The organism is Deltaproteobacteria bacterium (assembly GCA_028818775.1).
In the GTDB taxonomy this organism is placed as follows: Bacteria; Desulfobacterota; Binatia; order UBA9968; family JAJDTQ01; genus JAJDTQ01.
Map to the genome: position 1 here is coordinate 17,647 of JAPPNE010000084.1, position 19,080 is coordinate 36,726.

12 protein-coding genes are annotated in these 19,080 nt (G+C 63.4%); 4 read left to right on the top strand and 8 right to left on the bottom strand.

Features of this window, described 5'->3' with window-relative positions; genetic code table 11:
* Positions 1-69: 69 nt before the first annotated feature.
* Together OXU42_09910 and OXU42_09915 are read left to right on the top strand one after the other, a co-directional pair.
* Entirely contained in the window at positions 70-4,863 is a 4,794-nt protein-coding gene (locus OXU42_09910; protein MDE0029699.1) for a DUF1592 domain-containing protein, read from the top strand.
* A 152-nt stretch (positions 4,864-5,015) separates the two neighbouring features.
* Positions 5,016-10,049: a DUF1588 domain-containing protein gene (locus tag OXU42_09915; protein ID MDE0029700.1), complete on the top strand. Its 5,034-nt coding sequence runs from the start codon at positions 5,016-5,018 to the stop codon at positions 10,047-10,049.
* A 13-nt stretch (positions 10,050-10,062) separates the two neighbouring features.
* On the opposite strand, the gene OXU42_09920 is transcribed toward OXU42_09915, so the two are convergent.
* From OXU42_09920 to OXU42_09955, 8 genes are all read right to left on the bottom strand, one after another.
* Positions 10,063-10,656 carry a hypothetical protein gene (locus tag OXU42_09920; protein ID MDE0029701.1) on the bottom strand — a complete coding sequence of 198 codons (594 nt, stop codon included), beginning with the start codon at positions 10,654-10,656 and terminating at the stop codon, positions 10,063-10,065.
* Positions 10,653-11,609, bottom strand: a complete 957-nt coding sequence (locus tag OXU42_09925) for a hypothetical protein (protein MDE0029702.1) — start codon at positions 11,607-11,609, stop codon at positions 10,653-10,655. Before OXU42_09925 ends, OXU42_09920 begins: the two co-directional genes overlap by 4 nt.
* Before the next feature lie 88 nt (positions 11,610-11,697).
* The gene (locus tag OXU42_09930; GenBank protein MDE0029703.1) at positions 11,698-12,744 is read right to left on the bottom strand and encodes a type II secretion system protein GspK; all 1,047 of its coding nucleotides are present in this window, start codon (positions 12,742-12,744) and stop codon (positions 11,698-11,700) included.
* Entirely contained in the window at positions 12,744-13,334 is a 591-nt protein-coding gene (locus OXU42_09935) for a prepilin-type N-terminal cleavage/methylation domain-containing protein (GenBank protein MDE0029704.1), read from the bottom strand. Before OXU42_09935 ends, OXU42_09930 begins: the two co-directional genes overlap by 1 nt.
* A complete protein-coding gene (locus OXU42_09940; GenBank protein MDE0029705.1) occupies positions 13,331-13,741 on the bottom strand; it encodes a type II secretion system protein in 411 nt (136 codons plus the stop codon). Before OXU42_09940 ends, OXU42_09935 begins: the two co-directional genes overlap by 4 nt.
* A gap of 7 nt (positions 13,742-13,748) precedes the next feature.
* Positions 13,749-14,252 carry a prepilin-type N-terminal cleavage/methylation domain-containing protein gene (locus OXU42_09945; GenBank protein ID MDE0029706.1) on the bottom strand — a complete coding sequence of 168 codons (504 nt, stop codon included), beginning with the start codon at positions 14,250-14,252 and terminating at the stop codon, positions 13,749-13,751.
* Between the two features lie 15 nt (positions 14,253-14,267).
* The gene (gspG, locus tag OXU42_09950; protein ID MDE0029707.1) at positions 14,268-14,711 is read right to left on the bottom strand and encodes a type II secretion system major pseudopilin GspG; all 444 of its coding nucleotides are present in this window, start codon (positions 14,709-14,711) and stop codon (positions 14,268-14,270) included.
* Between the two features lie 100 nt (positions 14,712-14,811).
* On the bottom strand, positions 14,812-16,812 hold the full coding sequence (locus OXU42_09955; protein ID MDE0029708.1) for a hypothetical protein: 2,001 nt from the start codon (positions 16,810-16,812) through the stop codon (positions 14,812-14,814).
* A gap of 326 nt (positions 16,813-17,138) precedes the next feature.
* On the opposite strand from OXU42_09955, the gene OXU42_09960 reads away from it, so the two are divergent.
* The gene (locus OXU42_09960; GenBank protein ID MDE0029709.1) at positions 17,139-18,161 is read left to right on the top strand and encodes an amidohydrolase family protein; all 1,023 of its coding nucleotides are present in this window, start codon (positions 17,139-17,141) and stop codon (positions 18,159-18,161) included.
* A gap of 144 nt (positions 18,162-18,305) precedes the next feature.
* Positions 18,306-19,055, top strand: a complete 750-nt coding sequence (locus tag OXU42_09965) for an iron-containing redox enzyme family protein (protein ID MDE0029710.1) — start codon at positions 18,306-18,308, stop codon at positions 19,053-19,055.
* Positions 19,056-19,080: the final 25 nt, after the last annotated feature.

Sequence of the window (19,080 nt, forward strand, 5' to 3'; positions counted from 1 at the left end):
TTTCGTTGGGTCCGAGTGTTTTCGCTGGCGTTGGCGGGCACTCTTTCGGTGGCGGCTCCGGTCCTATCGATGACGGGGCCGGTCGGTCAGGGTGCGGTGGAAAGACCGGGGTTGATTCAAAACACGGCGACTGCGCCGATCATGGTGCCGTTTTTCACCCAATCCACTTCCACGGGTAGCGTCAGCTACCTTCGTATCATCAATCACTCCGACGAGTCGGGTATGGTCAGCATCGTAGCGTATGACGACGCGGGGTCGAGCTACGGTCCTGCGACGCTGGAACTGGACGCGGGCGAGGCGGTTCATTTCAATGCCGCGGACCTGGAGGCGGGGAATGCGGCCAAGGGCCTGGGGGACAAGGGCAAGGGTTTCAGGGAGGGGATCGGCACAGGTACGGGAGCATGGTGGCTGGAGTTGACCAGCGCTCTGGATATCGAGGTGTTCTCCTACAGCCGGACGGAGGACGGAGTGGTGAGCGGGATGCAGGCTGTGGTGCCGCGGACGGGGTCGGGGCATCGGATCGGACTGTTCAATCCCGCGAGCACAGTAGGGCAGATCAGCCGGTTGCGGCTGGTCAACCGTGGGGCTGAGGCGGTGGTGGTGACCATCGAGGGGATGGACGACGCCGGGCGGTCACCGGGTGGAGCGGTGCGCCTGACGTTGCCGACGCGTGGGGCACGGATGGTGACGGCGGAGGAGTTGGAAAGCGGGGACGGTGAGGGGTTGACCGGAGCGCTGGGAGACGGGAGCGGGAAGTGGCGGCTGGTGGTGACGGCGGACGGACCGATCGAGGTGATGAACCTCTTGGCGAGCACGGCGAGCGGAGAGATGACGAATCTGTCTGCGGAGCCGGTGGCACCCGTGGACGGTGACGACGGAGCGACGACGATCCACGAGGTGGGGCTGTTTCCTGCGGCGTCGGAGGAGGGGTTGGGGGGAGTGTTGCGGATCGTGAACCGGACGCGGCAGGCCGGACGTGTGAGCATCGAGGCCATCGATGACGCGGGAGTGAAGTTCGGTCCGGTGACCGTGTACCTGAGCGCGTTGAAAGGACTGGTGCTGACGTCGAGGGATCTTGAGGAGGGCAATACAGGCAAGGGTCTCCATACCGGCACGGGAGCGGGGAGTGGGGACTGGCGGCTGCGGCTGAGCACAAGTCTTGAGATTGCGGTGCAGTCGTATGTGTACCCATTGGGGATTCAGAACGCACTGCTGTCAACGATGCACACGCTCGTCCCGCGCGGCGCGAAGGGTCATCGTGTGACGCTGTTCGACCCGGAGGAAGTGCCTGGATCGAGCGGGAGTCTGCGGTTGATCAACCCGTCTGCGACCGAAGCGGCCGTGACGATCCGGGGAGTGGACGGAACGGGGACGACGCCGGGAGGAGAGGTACGGTTGACGCTTGCGTCGGGGGAGTCACGTGGGGTGACGGTGGCGGAGTTGGAGGAAGGGACAGGGACGGGTCTGGTGGGAGCGTTGGGGGACGGGACCGGTCGGTGGCATCTGTCGATCGAGTCGAACCAGCGGATCGGGGTGATGAGTTTGTTGTCGGGACCGGGGGGACGGCTGGCCAACTTGTCCCTGCAACCGGCGGGCGCCCTCAGCGAGTTTCTGGAGGCCCCGGCGGGTTCGGGGGACACGGCGACGGCGGCGGAAGTGTTCAGCGCGCACATCTCCGATCGGGTGGTGCACTCGCGCTGTGTCTACTGCCATGTGAAGGGGGGCCGATCCGGCCATACGCGGTTGGTGTTCCAGCAGACGACGAACCCGGACCACGAGGCGTTGAATCTGCTGACCTTTGCGAACTTCCTGTCGACGGTGGAGGGCGGAGCGTCGCGCATCCTGAACAAGATCCAGGGGGTATCGCACGGCGGCGGAGAGCAGGTACCGGCAGACAGTGACGACTTCGCGCAGATGGAGCGCTTCCTGGGGCGCCTGGACGCGGACGTCGTGCCCGCGGCGATCACAGTGGAGACGCTGTTCGATCCGGTGCGGATGGCGCCGTTGCGGAAGACGCTGCGGCGGGCGGCGCTGATCTTTGCGGGGCGAGTGCCGACCGAAGAGGAGTACGCCGCGATCTACCGCGGGGCCGGGGCGTTTCGCGCCACCATCCGCTCACTGATGACGGGACCGGAGTTTCATGAGTTCCTGATTCGAGGAGCGAACGACCGTCTGCTGACAGATCGCGACGATGGCAATGTCATCCAAGGGTACAATTTTGTGGACTATACCAGAGAATTGTATCGGCGGAAGAAGGCCGGCCGGGTGCGCGGGGACTCACGAATCTACAACGATTGGCGCGATAATGTGCAGCATGGTGCACGCCGCGCACCGTTGGAGCTGATCGCGCATGTGGTTGAGAACGACTTGCCTTATACGGAGATCCTGACGGCCGATTACATCATGGCTAACCCGTTCACGGCCAAGGCCTACGGGGCAACGACGAGTTTCGATGATCCCGACGATCCTCGCGAGTTCAGACCCTCGGAGATCGTTTCGTACTATCGGGAAGGTGATGAATTCAAACGTGAATACGATTCCGATCTCCGTGCTACCCGCATAATCGACCCAGGACCTCTGCGAACGGACTATCCGCATGCGGGCATTCTGAACACGACGGTGTTCCTCAGGCGTTACCCCACCACCGCCACCAACCGCAACCGAGCGCGGGCGCGCTGGACCTACTATCACTTCCTCGGCGTCGACATCGAGATGTCTGCATCGCGGACCACGGACCCGATTGCTCTCGCGGATACCAACAACCCGACCATGCACAATCCGGCCTGCACCGTCTGTCACGGCGCTCTGGACCCGATCGCGGGAGCGTTCCAGGACTACGGTGACGAGGGGTATTACAAGGACCAGTGGGGCGGCGCGGATTCGCTGCACCGAGCGTACAAGCGGGATCGGGGAACCCGACAGAATGTGGAAGCCGAGTCCTGGCAGGATCGGGAGACACTGACGTGGCCCCTGTTCCTGGCGGCAGGCACCCAGACGGTGAAGGTGTCCTACGCGAACGATTTCAGTGGGGGCGGGAGAGTATATCTGGATCGGTTCGTACTGCTCGATGCCCAGGGCCGGCAGGTGAGCAGCGTGGAGTTCGAGGATCTGGAACCACCGGTCAGGGACGATGGTAGCCGTTGCGGACGCTTGTCGAATAATCCTGCAACAGGACGCGAAGATCATTTCATTCTGTGGAGCAGTAACCGTCAGTGTGCGTGGGGTATCGATGTCCAGGTTCCCGCACTGGATAGTTACACCGCCGCAGTGGTTGCGTGGTCGAACGGGCATGATGACAGGTACGAACCTGACGGCCGTGCCCAGCTCGCGGTCATCGCCAATCCGTATGAAGAAGGGGACACTTGGTATCGCGACATGCGGTTTCCGGGATTCAATGCCGAACAGGCGCCCGAGGGCCAGGACAGTCTGCAATGGCTGGCGCGGCAGATCGTCAACGACCGGCGTTTCGCCGAGGCGACGGTCAAATTCTGGTGGCCGGCGATCATGGGGAACGAGGTGGTGGAGCCGCCGGCGGAAGAGGGGGATGCGGACTTCGAGGGGCGGTTGCTCGCCGCCAATGCCCAGAGCGAAGAGGTGAGACGGCTGGCACATGGGTTCCGGCAGGGATTTCACGGTGGGTCGGCGTACAACGTCAAGGATCTTCTGGTGGAGATGGTGCTCTCGAAATGGTTCCGGGCGGATACGCTGGAGGATTCGGATCCGGTGCGCCGGGTTGCGCTCCGGTATGCCGGCGCCCGCCGGCTGCTGACACCGGAAGAGCTGGCACGGAAGACGGTTGCTCTGACGGGCTATCAATGGGGGCGCCGCATCAAGCCCAGGTGCCGAGGAAATTGCGATGCTTTTCCCAACAAACTGACGGACGAGTTTCAGATGCTGTACGGCGGCATCGACTCGGACGGGATTCCGAAGAGGGCACGGGACATCACGTCGGTCATGGCCGGTGTCGCCAAGCGGCACGCGGTGCGCACGAGTTGCCCTGTCGTCATGCGGGAGCTGTTTCTCCTCCCCAACGAGGACCGGCGCGTCTTCGGCGGGCTTGATCGGTCGGTGACGCCCACGGTAAACTTTAGTGCGTCGTTCGATATAGAGGCCGCGTCCCAGGCAGAGCGGGAGGTCCTTTCACTGGAGGGATCGCTGTCGGAAGGTTCCAGTACGGTGCGGTTGACCTTTCTCAACGAATGGCGGGGGGCCACGGATCGCAATGTCCGTCTCGATCGCCTCGACCTGCGCGACGCGACAGGCCGCGTGGTGGCCAGCCGCGAGCTTGAGTCTGTCGAGCCGCAGGATGGTTGCCAGAGGGCCGGCGACCACCTCCGGTTCTACTGCAACAGTTCGCTGGACGTCGCGATCGAGGTCCCGGTCGCAGGACGTTACACGATAGAGGTAGTCGCATGGGCGGACCGGGTCGGTGATGAGCTTGCGCGACTGGAGGTTGCGGTTCTGGATGCGGCGCTTTCGGGCGGCGGCGCCGTGGCGATCAGGGATAAGCTGGTCGAGCTGCACGAGAAGCTTCTCGGTGTCGAGGTAACGCCCTATTCCCCGGACGTAGACGCCGCATTCAGCCTGTTCGTCGATGTCATGGAACGCGGACAAGGTTCGGAAAAATCTGCCTTTCGTTGGTCGTATTGCGCCTACTACGAAGACATGTACTTCTTCAACGGAATCCTCGACGGCACCATTGTAGAAAAGCAACATGACTGGGGGATTGAATATGCATGGGACCATGACCGTGTGTATACCTCCATGTCCGGCATCGACTTCTCGGACATTCACTATGCCGCCCGCACCTGGGTTGTAGTCCTGGCGTATCTGCTGACGGACTACCGCTATCTGATGTTGTAGGCATGGTCGGGACGAAAGAACACCGAAGCCGCACGTGGGGCTTTCGCAGGGCCTGGGTGTTTTCACTGGCGTTGGCGGGCGCTCTTTCGATGGCGCCGCCGGCTGTTTCGATGACGGGGCCGGTCAACCAGGGTGCAGCGGCCGGACCGAGATTGATTGCAGCCACGGCGTCGGCACCGATCACGGTCCCGTTCTTCACCCAATCCACATCTACGGGTAGCGTCAGCTACCTGCGCATCATCAACCACTCCGACGAGTCGGGCACGGTGAGCATCCTGGCATATGACGATGCGGGGACGACGTACGGTCCTGCGACGCTGGAACTGGACGCGGGCGAGGCGGTTCATTTCAATGCCGAGGACCTAGAGACGGGGAACGCGGACAAGGGACTGGGGGACAAGGAGCAAGGTTTCAGGGAGGGCATTGGCACGGGTGCGGGGGCGTGGCGGCTGGAGCTGACGAGCGCGTTGGATATCGAAGTGTTCTCGTACAGCCGGACGGAGGACGGGGTGGTGAGCGGCATGCAAGAGGTGGTGCCGCGGACGGGTTCTGGGCATTGGATCGGGCTCTTCAATCCAGCGAGCACGATAGGGCGGGAGAGCCGCTTGCGTCTGGTCAACCGTGGGGCAGCGCCTGCGGCGGTGACCATCGAGGGAGTGGATGACGCGGGCGAGTCAGGGTCCGGAGCGGTGCGTCTGACCTTGCCGGCATGGGGTGCACGGCAGGTGACGGCGGAGGAGTTGGAAAGCGGGGACGGCGAGGGGTTGACGGGAGCGCTGGGTGACGGGACGGGGAGGTGGCGACTGTTGGTGACGGCGGGCGGTGCGATCGAGGTGATGAACCTCTTGGCGAGCACGGCGAGCGGAGAGATGACGAATCTGTCTCCGGGGCCGGTGGCACCGGTGGACGGGGACGATGGGGCGACGACGATCCACGAGGTGGGGCTGTTTCCCGCAGGGTCGGAGGAGGGGTTGGAGGGAGTGCTGCGGATCGTGAACCGGACAAGGCAGGCGGGACGTGTGAGCATCGAGGCCATCGACGACACAGGGGCTAAGTTCGGTCCGGTGACGGTGTACCTGAGCGCTTTGAAAGGACTGGTGCTGACGTCCGAAGACCTGGAGGAGGGGAATTCGAGCAAGGGCGTGTTCAGGGGCACGGGAGCAGGGACGGGAGACTGGCGGCTGCGGCTGAGCACGAGTCTGGAGATCGAGGTTCAGTCGTATGTTCACCCGCTGGGTGTTCAGGACGGGTTGCTGTCGGCGATGCACACCCTGGTGCCGCGCGGGGCAAAGGGTCACCGGGTGACGCTGTTTGATCCGGGGGAGGTTGCGGGATCGAGCGGGAGTCTACGGTTGATCAACCCGTCCGAGACGGAAGCGGCGGTGACAATCCGGGGAGTGGACGGGACGGGAGCGACATCGGGAGGAGAGGTGCGGTTTACGCTTGGGGTGGGCGAGTCGCGTGAGTTGACGGTGTCGGAGTTGGAGGAAGGGACGGGGACGGGCCTTGTGGGAGCGTTGGGGGACGGGACGGGTCGGTGGCACCTGTCGATAGAGTCGAACCGGCGGATCGGGGTGATGAGCTTGTTGTCGGGACCGGGGGGGCGGCTAGCCAATCTATCCGCCCAACCCAGGGGAACCATAGGCGAGTTTTTGGATGCACCTGCTGGGTCGGGGGACACGGCGACGGCGGCGGAGGTGTTCAGCGCGCACATCTCACCGAGTGTGGTGCAGTCACGTTGCATTAACTGTCACGTGCAAGGCGGCGTTTCAGGCCACACGCGGCTGGTGTTCCAGCGGGCGACGAACCCGGACCACGAGGCGCTGAACCTTCAGACCTTCGCCAACTTCCTGTCCACGGTGGTGGGTGGAGCGTCCCGTATCCTGCACAAGATCCAGGGAGTGTCGCACGGGGGTGGGGAGCAGGTGCCTGCAGACAGTGATGACTTTGCGCAGATGGAGCGTTTCCTGGCGGCATTGGAGGGGCCACCGGAGTTGTTCAGCCGCCACATCTCGGAGCGGGTGGTGCAGTCGCGCTGCATCTACTGCCATGTCATGGGTGGAAGGTCGGGTCATACACGGCTGGTGTTCCAGCCGGAGACGAACCCGGACCACGAGGCGTTGAACCTGGCGACCTTCGAGAACTTCCTGGCGGAGGTGGAGGGTGGAGCATCGCGCATATTGAACAAGATCCAGGGAGTATCGCACGGGGGCGGGGAGCAGGTACCGGCCGACAGCGACGACTTTGCGCAGATGGAGCGTTTTCTGGGCCGGCTGGACTCAGGGGTGGTGCCCGCTGCGATCACGGTGGACACGCTGTTCGACCCGGTGCGGATGGCGCCGTTGCGGAAGACGCTGAGGCGAGCGGCGCTGATTTTCGCGGGGCGGGTGCCCACTGAAGAGGAGTACGCCTCGATCTACGGCGGCGCCAGGGCGTTTCGGAAAGCGATTCGCTCACTGATGACAGGGCCGGAGTTCCATGAGTTCCTGATACGGGGGGCCAATGACCGGCTGCTCACGAATCGAAGAGGTGGCATCATCGACGGTGGCAGCGGTTTTGTCGACTATGCCAATGAAGAGTATGCGAGAAAAAAGATCGCACACGAGAGCGGCGATTGGGACCCATTCAATCAATGGTTGAACAAAGTACAATACGGTGTCCGCCGGGCACCGTTGGAGTTGATTGCCCATGTGGTCGAGAATGATCGGCCGTATACCGAGATTATGACCGCCGACTACATCATGGCTAATCCTTTTGCAGCCAAGGCCTACGGCGCAACGACGAGCTTCGATGATTCCGCGGATCCACGCGAATTCAAACCTTCTAAGATTACCAAACACTACCGCGAAGGCGACGGTTATGATGCAGAATACGATCCTGTAGTTGGAGCGACACGCGTCTTCGATCCCGGACCTTTGAAGACAGACTTTCCACATGCCGGGGTTCTCAACACGAACTCGTTCCTGTTCCGCTATCCCTCGACGGCCACCAACCGCAACCGGGCACGAGCGCGTTGGACCTACTATCACTTCCTCGGAGTGGACGTTGAGAAATCCGCGTCGCGGACCACGGATCCGGTCGCTTTGGCCGATACTAACAACCCGACGATGTACAACCCCGCCTGTACTGTTTGCCACAGTGTTCTGGATCCCGTGGCGGGGGCCTTTCAGGACTATGGCGACGACGGAGACTACAAAGACCAGTGGGGCGGCATGGATTCGCTGCACGAACTCTACAAGAGAGACTACGGAAAATCGCAGAACGTCTTAGCGGAATCCTGGCAGGATCGGGAAACCCTCACTTGGCCGCTGTTACTGACGGCCGGCATCCAACCGGTGAGGGTGACCTTCACTAACCATTTCTGGGATGAAGCTGCCCGTGAGGGCGGGGAACTGTATCTCGATCGCTTGGTGGTGCTCGACTCTCAGGGCCGACAGGTCGCCAGTGTGGAGTTCGAGGATTTGGGACCGTCCTTGGGGCAGTGTGGAGGTAGGCGGCAAAATCCCGCCACCGGACGCGAGGATCACATCGTGTTGTGGAGTGGCGCCTGGTGCCTATTCCGCATCGATGTCGAAGTCCCGGCGCTCGATACTTATACCGCCGAGGTCGTTGTTTGGTCTGACGGGCATGATGCGCGCTATGAACATGGCGGTTATGCAAGGTTGGCGGTCATTGCCAATCCCTATGAAGAGGGCGACACATGGTACCGCGACATGCGGGTCCCCGGCTTTAGTCACGAACAGGCGCCCGGGGCAGAAGACAGTCTGCAATGGCTGGTGCAGCAGATCGTCGACGACCGTCGTTTCGCCGAGGCAGCGGTCAAGTTCTGGTGGCCGGCGATTATGGGGAGAGAGTTGGCTGAGCCGCCAGCGGAGGAGGGGGACGCGGACTTCGTGGGGCAACTGCTTGCCGCTAATGCCCAGAGTGCCGAACTGAGACGGCTGGCGCATGGGTTTCGGCAGGGCTTCCATGGCGGGTCGGCGTACAACCTCAAGGATCTTTTGGTGGAGTTGGTGCTTTCGAAATGGTTCCGGGCGGATGCGCTGGACGATTCGGATCCGGCGCGCCGCGTGGCGCTCCGCGATGCCGGCGCGCGGCGACTGCTGACGCCGGAAGAGTTAGCTCGGAAAACGCTTGCCCTGACGGGTTATCGATGGGGCCGGCAAATCAGTACCGGTTGCTGGGACAATTGCGAGGCTTCGCATGACCCCTTGACGGACGACTTTCAGCTACTGTACGGCGGCATCGACTCGGACGGGATCACGAAGCGGGCACGGAACATGACGTCGGTGATGGCCGGGGTCGCCAAGCGGCATGCGGTGCGAACGAGTTGTCCCGTGGTCCTGCGCGAGGTATTCCTCCTACCTGACGAAGGCCGGAAGCTGTTCGCAGGTGTCCATGAGAATATGACGCCCCGTCTGGATTCAAGCACTTCCTTCGAGATCGCGTCTGAAGAGGACTTCGAAACGCTTTCGCTCACAGAATCGTTGCCAGACGGTTCCAGCACGGTAAGACTGAGCTTTATCAATGAAGGTTCGGGCCGACACATACGGCTTGACCGAATGGACGTTCGCGACGCGGGGGGTCAGATTGTCGCCAGCTACGAGCTCGAGAATTTGGAGGCGCCCCGTGATTGTAACCATCCAGTCCACGACCACTTCGCCCTACACTGTCGTGGGTGGTTGGATGTTCCGGTCGAGGTCCCGGCGGCGGGGAACTACACGCTGGAAATCATCGCAAGGGCCGATCGGGGCGGGGACGAGCTTCCACGACTGGAGGTATGGGCGCTGAATGCGACGCTCTCAGGCAGTGGCGCTGCTGCGATCCGGGACAAGCTAGTCGAATTGTATGAGAAGCTCCTCGGTGTCGAGGTCACGCCCCATTCCCCGGACGTGGACGCCGCTTTCAACCTGTTCGTGGAGGTCATGGAACGGGGACAAGGGTTGGACGAAACTCACTTTCTTTGGTGGGAGTGTGGCTTCGACGACATATATTACTTCAGCGGGCTCCGAGACGACATCCTGGTGGAAATTCAACATGGAGGGGGAAGCTACTATGATTACGACCATGCCCGTAAGGACGACTTCATGTTCGGCTTTGACTTCTCTGACATCCACTATTCTGCTCGCACGTGGGTGGTGGTCCTGACGTATCTCCTGACAGACTACCGCTACCTTCAGTTGTAGCCCTCCCCCTTTCTCACTTGACCGGCCCCTCCTTCACCCCCACGAAATACGACGAGACGATCAGCACCAGATAGCCCTCATTCGGCCCGTGGCGCTTCAAGTCGAGCCGATCGACGATCATCTTTTTCGGATGTGTCGAGAGCGCGTGGACGATGCGAAGCTCCAACCCCGGCCGGTAGCTGGCGTCGGCGCGGATCTGCACGCGCCAGACTCCCGGCAGGTCCGGCACGGGCCGGCTGGAACCGGTGCGGAGCCGGGTCTTCCGTAAGCCGAGACGGCTCAACAATCCGCCGAGAGCGGACTGGAGCTGTGCCTGCGCCAGCCCTTCGGTCTCGGCCTTCCAGAACATCGAGCTGATCCGGCGATGGGTCTCGCGTTCGGCGTCCAACAAGGCAAGGCTGTCCTTCTGCCCCAGCAAGGCCTCGGCTCTTGCCAGTTGCTCGGTCACGGCTTCGTAGTCGCGATGCGCCTCCGCCAGACGGTCGGACTGCCAGAGGATCGCGTAGCCGAGCAGCAGGCCCAGAATCAGCACGACCCCCCACCGCAGCCGTGCATTGGCGTCCAACTCGGCTGCCAGCGGATGAAAGAGGCGCGACGCGACGCTCATTCCCGCACCTTGAGGGTGAACTCGACGCGGTCACGGTTGCGATGCGGCTTGGCCTTGACTTGGTCGAACAGCGGCAGGGCTTCGAGTGAACGGATGTAGGAGATCGGGTCGGGGTTGCGGTCCTCGATCAACACCGAGAGTTCTCCCCGCTGATAGCGCCATTCCCGGAACTCGGCGTCCGGGCTGGGAATGGCGCGGTCGACGGCGTCCATCAAGCGGGCCTGCGACGGTTCCCGGAGCGCGTCCAGCAATGCCAAGTTGGTCCGGCGCAGGTTCAGCAAGGATCTCCGGGCCTCGAAGATCGGCGTGAGTTGTGCCTGCAAGGTGTCGAGTCCGCGTGCGGCTGTTCCCTCGAGATGCCGGATTTTCCAGTACCGTGCTTCCTGCCAAAGCAACACGACAACCAGCGGAAGGAGACATGCGGCGGCGAGAAGCCGCTGATTCGACGCCAGCCACTCCCGCGGATCGGCGGATACGGGCCACGGTTCCGGCGCCATGGTCCCGCTGGCCGCAGCCGGCATTTCACCGGCGGCAAGCGATGACGCATCGGCATCGCCTACCTGTCGCGCGAGGAACCAGCTTAGCTGGCTCGCCTGCGGTTCTTCCGGAAACCAGAACGAGTCGGCGAGCACATCGGCTCGCCAGTACTGGATTTCGAAACCCTCCACGCAGGGCTGTAGGTAAAGCCCGTCCGGTTTTCTCTCGTAGAAGACCGTCTCGGGAAGGATCCGGGGGCGCGGCGTCCGGTCGCCGCCCGTCGGCACCCTCGTGGCCGATTCCGCTCGGGCCGAGGCGACCTTGTCACTGTCCCAGAACCAGACCATGGCGACGCCGCCACGCCACGCGGCGTGGTAGCCGGTGTGCTCGAAGGGGCTCCAGAGCGGCAGCTTGAAGTCGAGCGCCGCACGGCGGCGGCCACGCGGGACCGCGGTGAAGTCCTCGCGGCGGTACATGCAGAGTCCGCGCCCGACGACCCAGTTGGACGAGGACGACCGGAATCCGAGCGGGCGCACGCCCGCCGCGGTCTGGATGGCGTTGGGTCTACCGAAGAAGAGGCGTCGCAGCTTCGAGAGGGCGATCACCGGGTGTTCTCGAATCGTTACGGTTACGGGCGGTGGCGGGTTCCGAGTACCGGTAATCTCTTCGCCACGGCGCGGACTTGCCGAGAGGCGTCAATTCAATACCGACGACGGTGCGAGGCCCCAAGGTATCATGCCAGACCACGAGCCTCAAGAAGTTGGACGGGACCACCGCCACGTCCATGGCGTCGATTTCCAGATGCTTTCCGCTCAACATGGCGACTTGGGTGAGTCGCGACAACGAGCCCTTGCGCCGTTCTTCCAAAACGCCGCGCAGCCCTTGCGTATCCAGATCGAGCAGGGCCGCCAACACCTCGGGGTGCATCGTGTTGAAGTTGTAGCTGGACACCGGACGCATGGTGAGCAGCGGTCGCAGCCGTGACCACTGCGCCGGCGCCACCAGCTCCTCGATGCCGAGAACCTCCATCAATTCAAGCGGGCTCGACATGAGCCAGTTGAGGGGCGGCTCCTTGCCCCGGAGCCGGTACTCGTGACGTTCCGCGCCGTTGAGGTTCAGGGAGTCATCGGAATCGATGTAGTCCTCGATGCGGGCGGTGATCTGCGCCACGTCCTCTTCGGGAACCCCCACCCGCCCGAGGAAGGACCCTAGCGGCGGGAACTTCGGCGTATTGACCGGTATGAGACCGCCCTCGTCCTGAAGCGAGAAACGCGCGCCGCCGAGGCCGGCATAGGCGGCGCCGGTCACTCGCAGCTCCCCGAGCGACCCGAAGCGCGACGCGGTCCGGTCCCGCCGCGGGTCGGAGAAACGCTGTGTCTGTTCCAGGATCAGCGCATGATGGTTCATGCGGCCGGTGGCGAGGAGATAGGTCACCGTGGCCTCGGTGTTGCGCCGCTCCAGTTCGGCCTCGAAGACGCGCTTGTCTTCGATGGCGAACTCGACGTCGGCCGTCACCACGTGGTTGATGTAGGCGCCGAGCAGCGCCAGCGCGGCGAGCGCCCACAGCGTCGTCACCAGCACAAAGCCCTTGGCGTTGCCGGGGCCGGCCATCAGAACTCCTCCCGGTAGTTCGGGACCGGCTCGGGGAACAGGTCGAAGCGCGCAAGCCACAGGACCCGGCCGTCGGCCGAGCGCAGACGGACCATGCGCGGGATGTGCTCCCCGCTCCTGTGGGGCGGCGGCCACCTCTCGTGCCACTCGCCCGAGGAACCGGCATATTGGAACCCGAGTGTCCGGTCATGCCGGCTCTGGACGGTCCAGGGTTGTGCGCCGCCCTCCGTGTAGAGGACACGGCCCGAGTCGATGGACCATCGGATCCGCACCGGCTGGCCTGCCCGGGCGGCCAATGGCTGCAGGGTAACGCCTTCGAAGGAACGATCGTCACCGGTGAAGCGTCTTGTCGCCAGACGGGACGGCACCATGGCCGCCACCGTCGAGAGGAACCAGTGCTGCCGAAGGGCCGCAAGGGATGACTCGCGGTGGATGCGCTTGACCGCTCCGTACTGGCCGAGGAAAAAGCCCGTGCCCTGGATAACGAGAGTGCCCAGCAGCGAGACCAGCACGAGGACCACGAGCATCTCGACCATGGTGAAGCCCCCAATGGTGTCGCCGCCGGTCGCGGCCTGGTGACGGCGCGTCATGGGGCCGGCTCCCGCACCTTCTCGTATCCCGGCACTCGCAAGCGCCAAGTGCCGAGAGACCGCCCCGCGTCTCGCAGCTCGAACTCGACCTCGTAAAGGCCGATCTCGAAGTACCCTCGCTCCCCGGTCACGGTCTGGCTCTGGCGCGGCGGTTCCAGCAGCCTCGCGGACCAGAGCAAGTCGATCCCGTCCAGCTCGGCTCGCCCCGCGCTCGCCTCGCGCGGATTGACGCCGGCGAGATGCTCGATCGCATGACGGGCGGCCGTCATCTGCCGCGAGGCGTCGTGTACGCGTCCCAGCGCCGTGAGATTCGTGTTGAAAAGCGCGTAAAGCGCCATGGCGGCGCCGGCGAAGACAACCATGGCGACCATGGTCTCCAGGAGGGTGAAGCCCGCGCACCGGGCCATTGCGGTGCTAGTCGCGGTTCTGGTCATCAGTGGCAACACGGCAGTAGGGTGGTTCGAGGGCGAGGCGGATGTCCACTCTGCCTTCGTGACGCAAGGTCAGTCCGGATCCGAGGCACACTCCGTTGGCCTTGACCAGCAGGGGCCGGCTGAGTTCCATCGACCATCCCGTCGGTAGATCGATGGTGTAGGGGTCGGCGTCCGGACCGAGCGGCGCGGCGGGCCGCGGTTCCGGCAATGCCCTTGATTCCGCGCCGGACGCCCGGTTGGACGAAACCACGTAGGTCCGTCCGTGGCTCAACGCGGTCCGGCCAAGGCCCGCAAACTGGTCCAGGATATATTCGCGTTCCGTCTTTCCCTGGATGCTCGTGTAGAGGCGCTCCAGATTAGGCGCCGCCAGGGCGGCGATCATGGCCATCAGCAACAGGACGACCAGCAGCTCCAGCAGGGTGAATCCGCTGGCGTGGGGCCGGGTGGTCCGAGCCCGTCTCCATTTTAACGGAATGCTGTCCATGGCGATCGAAAACGATCAGCGCGATGAAGGTGCTTTTGGAAGGTAGCCGATATCGGCATTGATGCCTTCTCCGCCATCCTTCGAGTCGGCGCCCAGCGAATAGAGCGCGAAACCCTGGAGGTTGTCGGCGGGATACTTGTATCGATAGGGCGTACGCCAGGGGTCGTCAGGGACCTCGTCGTCGAGATAGGGTCCGCGCCAGAAATCGGCGGCCTCGGGAGAAGGACGGACCAGGGAGGCCAGCCCTTCCGCCGTCGTCGGGTATCGGCCCAGGTCGAGCCGAAACGCCTGCAGGGCGCCGCGCAGCATCTTGATCTGCGTTTCGGCGGTCTGCACCTTCGATCTGTCGATCCTGCCGAACAGCCGCGGTCCGACCAGTCCCGCCAGCAGCCCGAGGATGACCAGGACGACCATGAGCTCGATGAGAGTGAATCCTGCCGTCCGGTGAGAACGCGACATTGTTGACACGGCCGATCCCAGAAAGCGTCGGTATTGCAACATTGTAACGAAACGATGCGGGTATGGCAGTGAGTGCCGGGATGTTACCACGGTCCACCAGTCATTCGCGGTATGCCCTGAAAACCCCGAGCAGACTCTCCACGCTGTCGAGCGATGTCGCGCCGAAGGTTCCGGCAACGGATCCGGGAGGCTCGACGAAGGAGACGGGGATGTCGGTGGTGGCAGGACCGTTGCCGTAGAACTGACCGCCCCAGTCGCCCTCCAGGTACTTCCCATTCATGAGGCCCCTCACCTCGCTTCCAAAAAAGGCGGCGTCGGCGGTTTGTATCGAAGCCTCTTCCAGCACCAGCCCCTCGAAGAGTTGCTCTCCGGTGGCCGCGTCTCTGCCGTCGGTTATCGTCCCGCCGATCGAATTCTCATCGAAGTCCGCGGTCAACCTGACGTCGGCGCCGAAGCCCCGAAACGCAGGAGACTCGTTGGAGGCCGCATAGAGTCCGTTGGCGGCGCCTTCGTACGTCGCCCGGCCTGAGACAGCCACGATGTGTCCCACCAGAAATGGATCGTTGCCGCTGGCGGCCGCGCCGACGAACGGCGTGCGAAAGCTGCCGGGACCCGGTATCCAGGCCCAATACCCGAGTGCCAGGTAGTCGGTGTCGGCGTTGTCTTCGATGTCCGAATAGTATGCGGAGTAGTATCTGCCTCCCGTGCGGGTGACGGCGAAATCCTCAACTCCCTGCCATTGAGGCGCGTCGGGCGTGACAGGTATCGGTTCGAGGTAACCGGGAGGTTCGGGTTCATCAATCGTGTGGTGCCTGAAACCCAGTTCCATCTGTATCCTCTCGAATACGAGCTTGCCGCGCACATACCGTGCGTTGATGGCCCTGTTGTCGACGGGGGAGGCCGGGTCCGAGTTGCCCGAGGCCTGTGTCACGCCGGTATTCCAGCCGCCCGCGGTGAAGGGCCGGACGTTGGTGGTGGAGGCCCTGCTTGAAACGACTCGCCGGACGGCAGCCACCGCCACCCTTCTCGCCACATTGTCCTTGACCCGTCCGGAATAGTCGTTGAGGGCCGCGACCATCGGGCTTGTGTAACCGTCGCCGCCATCGAGCGGTGTGGGCCGCTCGGGGACACCGGTCGGCTGTTCGTCGCGATGAGCGCCGAACGCGCCAATCAGGTACGCGTTCGGATCGTACCTGGGCGCGGCGTCGAACACCCCCGCGACGGACCCCGGCATGGCGGATGAAGCGGCGTTGCCGAAGAACTGACCGCCCCACTCGCCGCGGAAATACTGCCCGTCGACGATGCCGGTGGCACGGCTCCGAAAGAATGCGGCCGGATTGGACTCTATGTCGTCGCGTTCCAGGAGGAGGGTCCCCGGTATGGGCTCGTTGGAGGCCGGGTCCGTGAAGTCGGTGACCGCACCGTGAATGTCGTCGCGGTCGAAGTCGGCGGTCAGCCTGACGTCTGCTGTGAAGTAACGGAAGGCCGGACTCAGGCCCTTTGCAGCATACAGGCCGGCCGCGATGCCCACATACGCCGCCCGGCCGGCGAGGTGCACGATGCTCCCGGCCCGGAACGGATCGTTGCCGCTCGCGGCCGCTCCGGCGTAGGGTTTGCGGGCATCGTCAGGGTCGGTGAGATCTGGCAGCCAGACCCAGAAACCCAGGGCCAGATAATCGGCGTCATCGTTGTCCTCGATGTCCGAATACAAGACGTTGTGGATCCATCCGTCGGTGTCTGTGACAAGGGAGTGTTCGACACCCTTCCATGGTGAGCCGAGTATGGATGTTGGTCGGCTGTAACCCGGCGCGGTCGGCTCGGTCGCCGTGCTGAATTGGTAGTCGTCGGTCAAGTCCCGCCAGTCGAAAGCCAGCGTGTTATCGACGTACCGCGCGTTGATCGAGACGTTTCGAGCGATTCGTGCCGGCATGCCGGACATGGGGTCCGTGTTGAACCGGGACTTGGTGACGCCGGTGTTCAGACCTTCAGTGTCAACGGGAGTGGCGGCGCTGGAAACCACGTTCCGATACCGCCCGGCCACCATCCCCGCCGTCACACGGTCTTTCTCCGGGTCCGAAAGGGCGTTGAGGGTGGCGGCCATCCGGCCTGCCGGCGGGTCCTCGACTGCGGGTCCGCCGCCGACAGAGCAAGCCGACAACGCAAACACGCACAGCCCCGCAAGCACCGTTCGCAGACACTTGGCGGTCGGTATCGTGTCGCCCTCCGGATGAGGTGTTCCGCGTGGAATCATGAACTGTCCGTTTCGGAAACGTATACCAGGGAACCTCCGATCAATTGCCATAGTTCGGCTTTGGAATAAAGGGGTGGGAATCCGGGTCTTGCATGGAAGAATTGGCTTTCCGGGCCGAAGGTGGTAGTTTCCCCTGTTGAAACACGTGCCGAAAATCACGATCGAGGGAGAAGAACATGGGTAAGATCGATTCGTCCGTCAAGGTGATCGACGCGGACGCGCACGCGCGCGACAACGACGATCTCGTCAAGCCGTTCCTGGGCGAGGCCTTCCAGAACCGGCGTCCGCCGTTCATTCCGCGGGAGACCTACGACCGCAACCTCGGCGGGACCCTCGGGCACTCGGGCATCAAGCACGAGGAACGGCTGGCGGCCATGGACACCCAGGAGATCCACACCGCGGTCATGTACCCCACCAGCGGGCTGGGCATCGGGCGCATTCGCGAGCCCGGCTACCAGACGCAGTTGTGCCGCGCTTACAACGAGTTCATCTCCGACTACTGCAAGGCGTCGCCGCGCCTCAAGGCGGTGGCGAACCTGCCGGTCAACGCCCCGGCGGCCGCGGCCGAGGAGTTGCGCTATGCCGTCCAGGAGCTGGGACTGGTGGGGGGCATGATGGCGGCCCAGGCCCACAGCAAGAACTTCGGCTCGGCCGAGTTCTTTCCGCTGTACGAGGAAGCGCAGAAGCTCGATACGCCGCTGGCGATCCACGCCTTCGGCGGCGACGAGCCGGGCAGCGAGATCTTCGACCAGTTCATCTCCATCCACACCACCGGCCACCCGTTCCCGGTGCTGCGTCAGCTCACGGGCATGATCTTCGGCGGCATCCCCGAGATGTTCCCCGACCTCAAGATCGGCTACCTCGAGATCGGCTGCGGCTGGATTCCCTACTGGTCGGACCGGATGGACGAGGAGTGGGAGAAGCGCGGCGCCGTGGAGGCCCCGGAGTGCAAGCACGAGCCCAGCCACTACATCACCAGCAAGAACGTGTTCTACGGCTGTGAGCCCGACGAGAAGACCATCGGCTACGTGGTGGGTGAGATCGGCTCCGAGACCATCATGTACGCGTCGGACTATCCCCACTGGGACATGAGCTGGCCGGAGTCCGGTTCCTTGATCTGGGAGCGGGACGACATTTCGCTGGAAGCCAAGCAGAACATACTGGGGGACAACGCCCGACGCTTCTACGGCTTTGACTGAGCACCGCGCGTCAACCCACGGGTTGCGATCCGTCCGGCTTTCAAGTAACTAACTGACTTCGTTGAAGGAATCCCTTCAGGTTGCCGGCGCCGCCGGCAACGGAGACCTTCAACGAGATTCCACGTAATACAGGGAGCAGATTCGATGGCTCTATCCGGCGAAGACTTTGTTCAGGAAATACAGGAGGCGGTCCGCGCCAAGCACTCCAAGGACAACCCGCTGATCGGGATGATCGAACGGGGCGAGATCGATCGAGAGGCGCTCAAGGGGTTCGTGGGCCAGTTCTACCTCTTTTTCCCCAAGCCCTTTCCCAAGCCCATCGCGGCCATGCTGGGGCGCTGCCCCGACGATCCCGACCTGGAAAGGATGTGGATCGAGAACGTGGTGGAGGAGGGCACGGGCGAGATCTCCGGCACCGACAGCCACCGCGGCCTCTTCATCCGCTTCGCCATGTCCTGCGGCTACGAGTCCAAGGCGGAGCTGGATTCGGTCCAGCCGTTGCCCGAGACCTCCGCGTTCCTGGACTGGAGAGAGCTGCTGATGTACCAGCGTTCGTGGCTGGAGCTCTTTGCGTGCCAGGGCTTTTGCCTCGAAGGCACCGCCAGCGAACGCATGGCCCGCATCGTCACCGGCCTGACGACGCACTACGGCTTCGACCGCGAAAGCGAGGACATCCGCTACTGGACGCTCCACATGGGGGTGGACGAAGAGCACATGAAAGTGGGTCCGGAGGCGGTGCGGAAATACGCCGTCACCGATCAGCAACAGGAGACGGTGCGCCAGTCGATACACAAGACCCTGGACCAGTTCTGGCTGGCCTTCGACGGCATCAAGCGGGCGTTCGTCGACAAGGATCCCGTCTACGCCGCTTGGCGCAACGGGGGTTCGGCCTGACGCCCGGCCGGGCGTTTCTCACGCT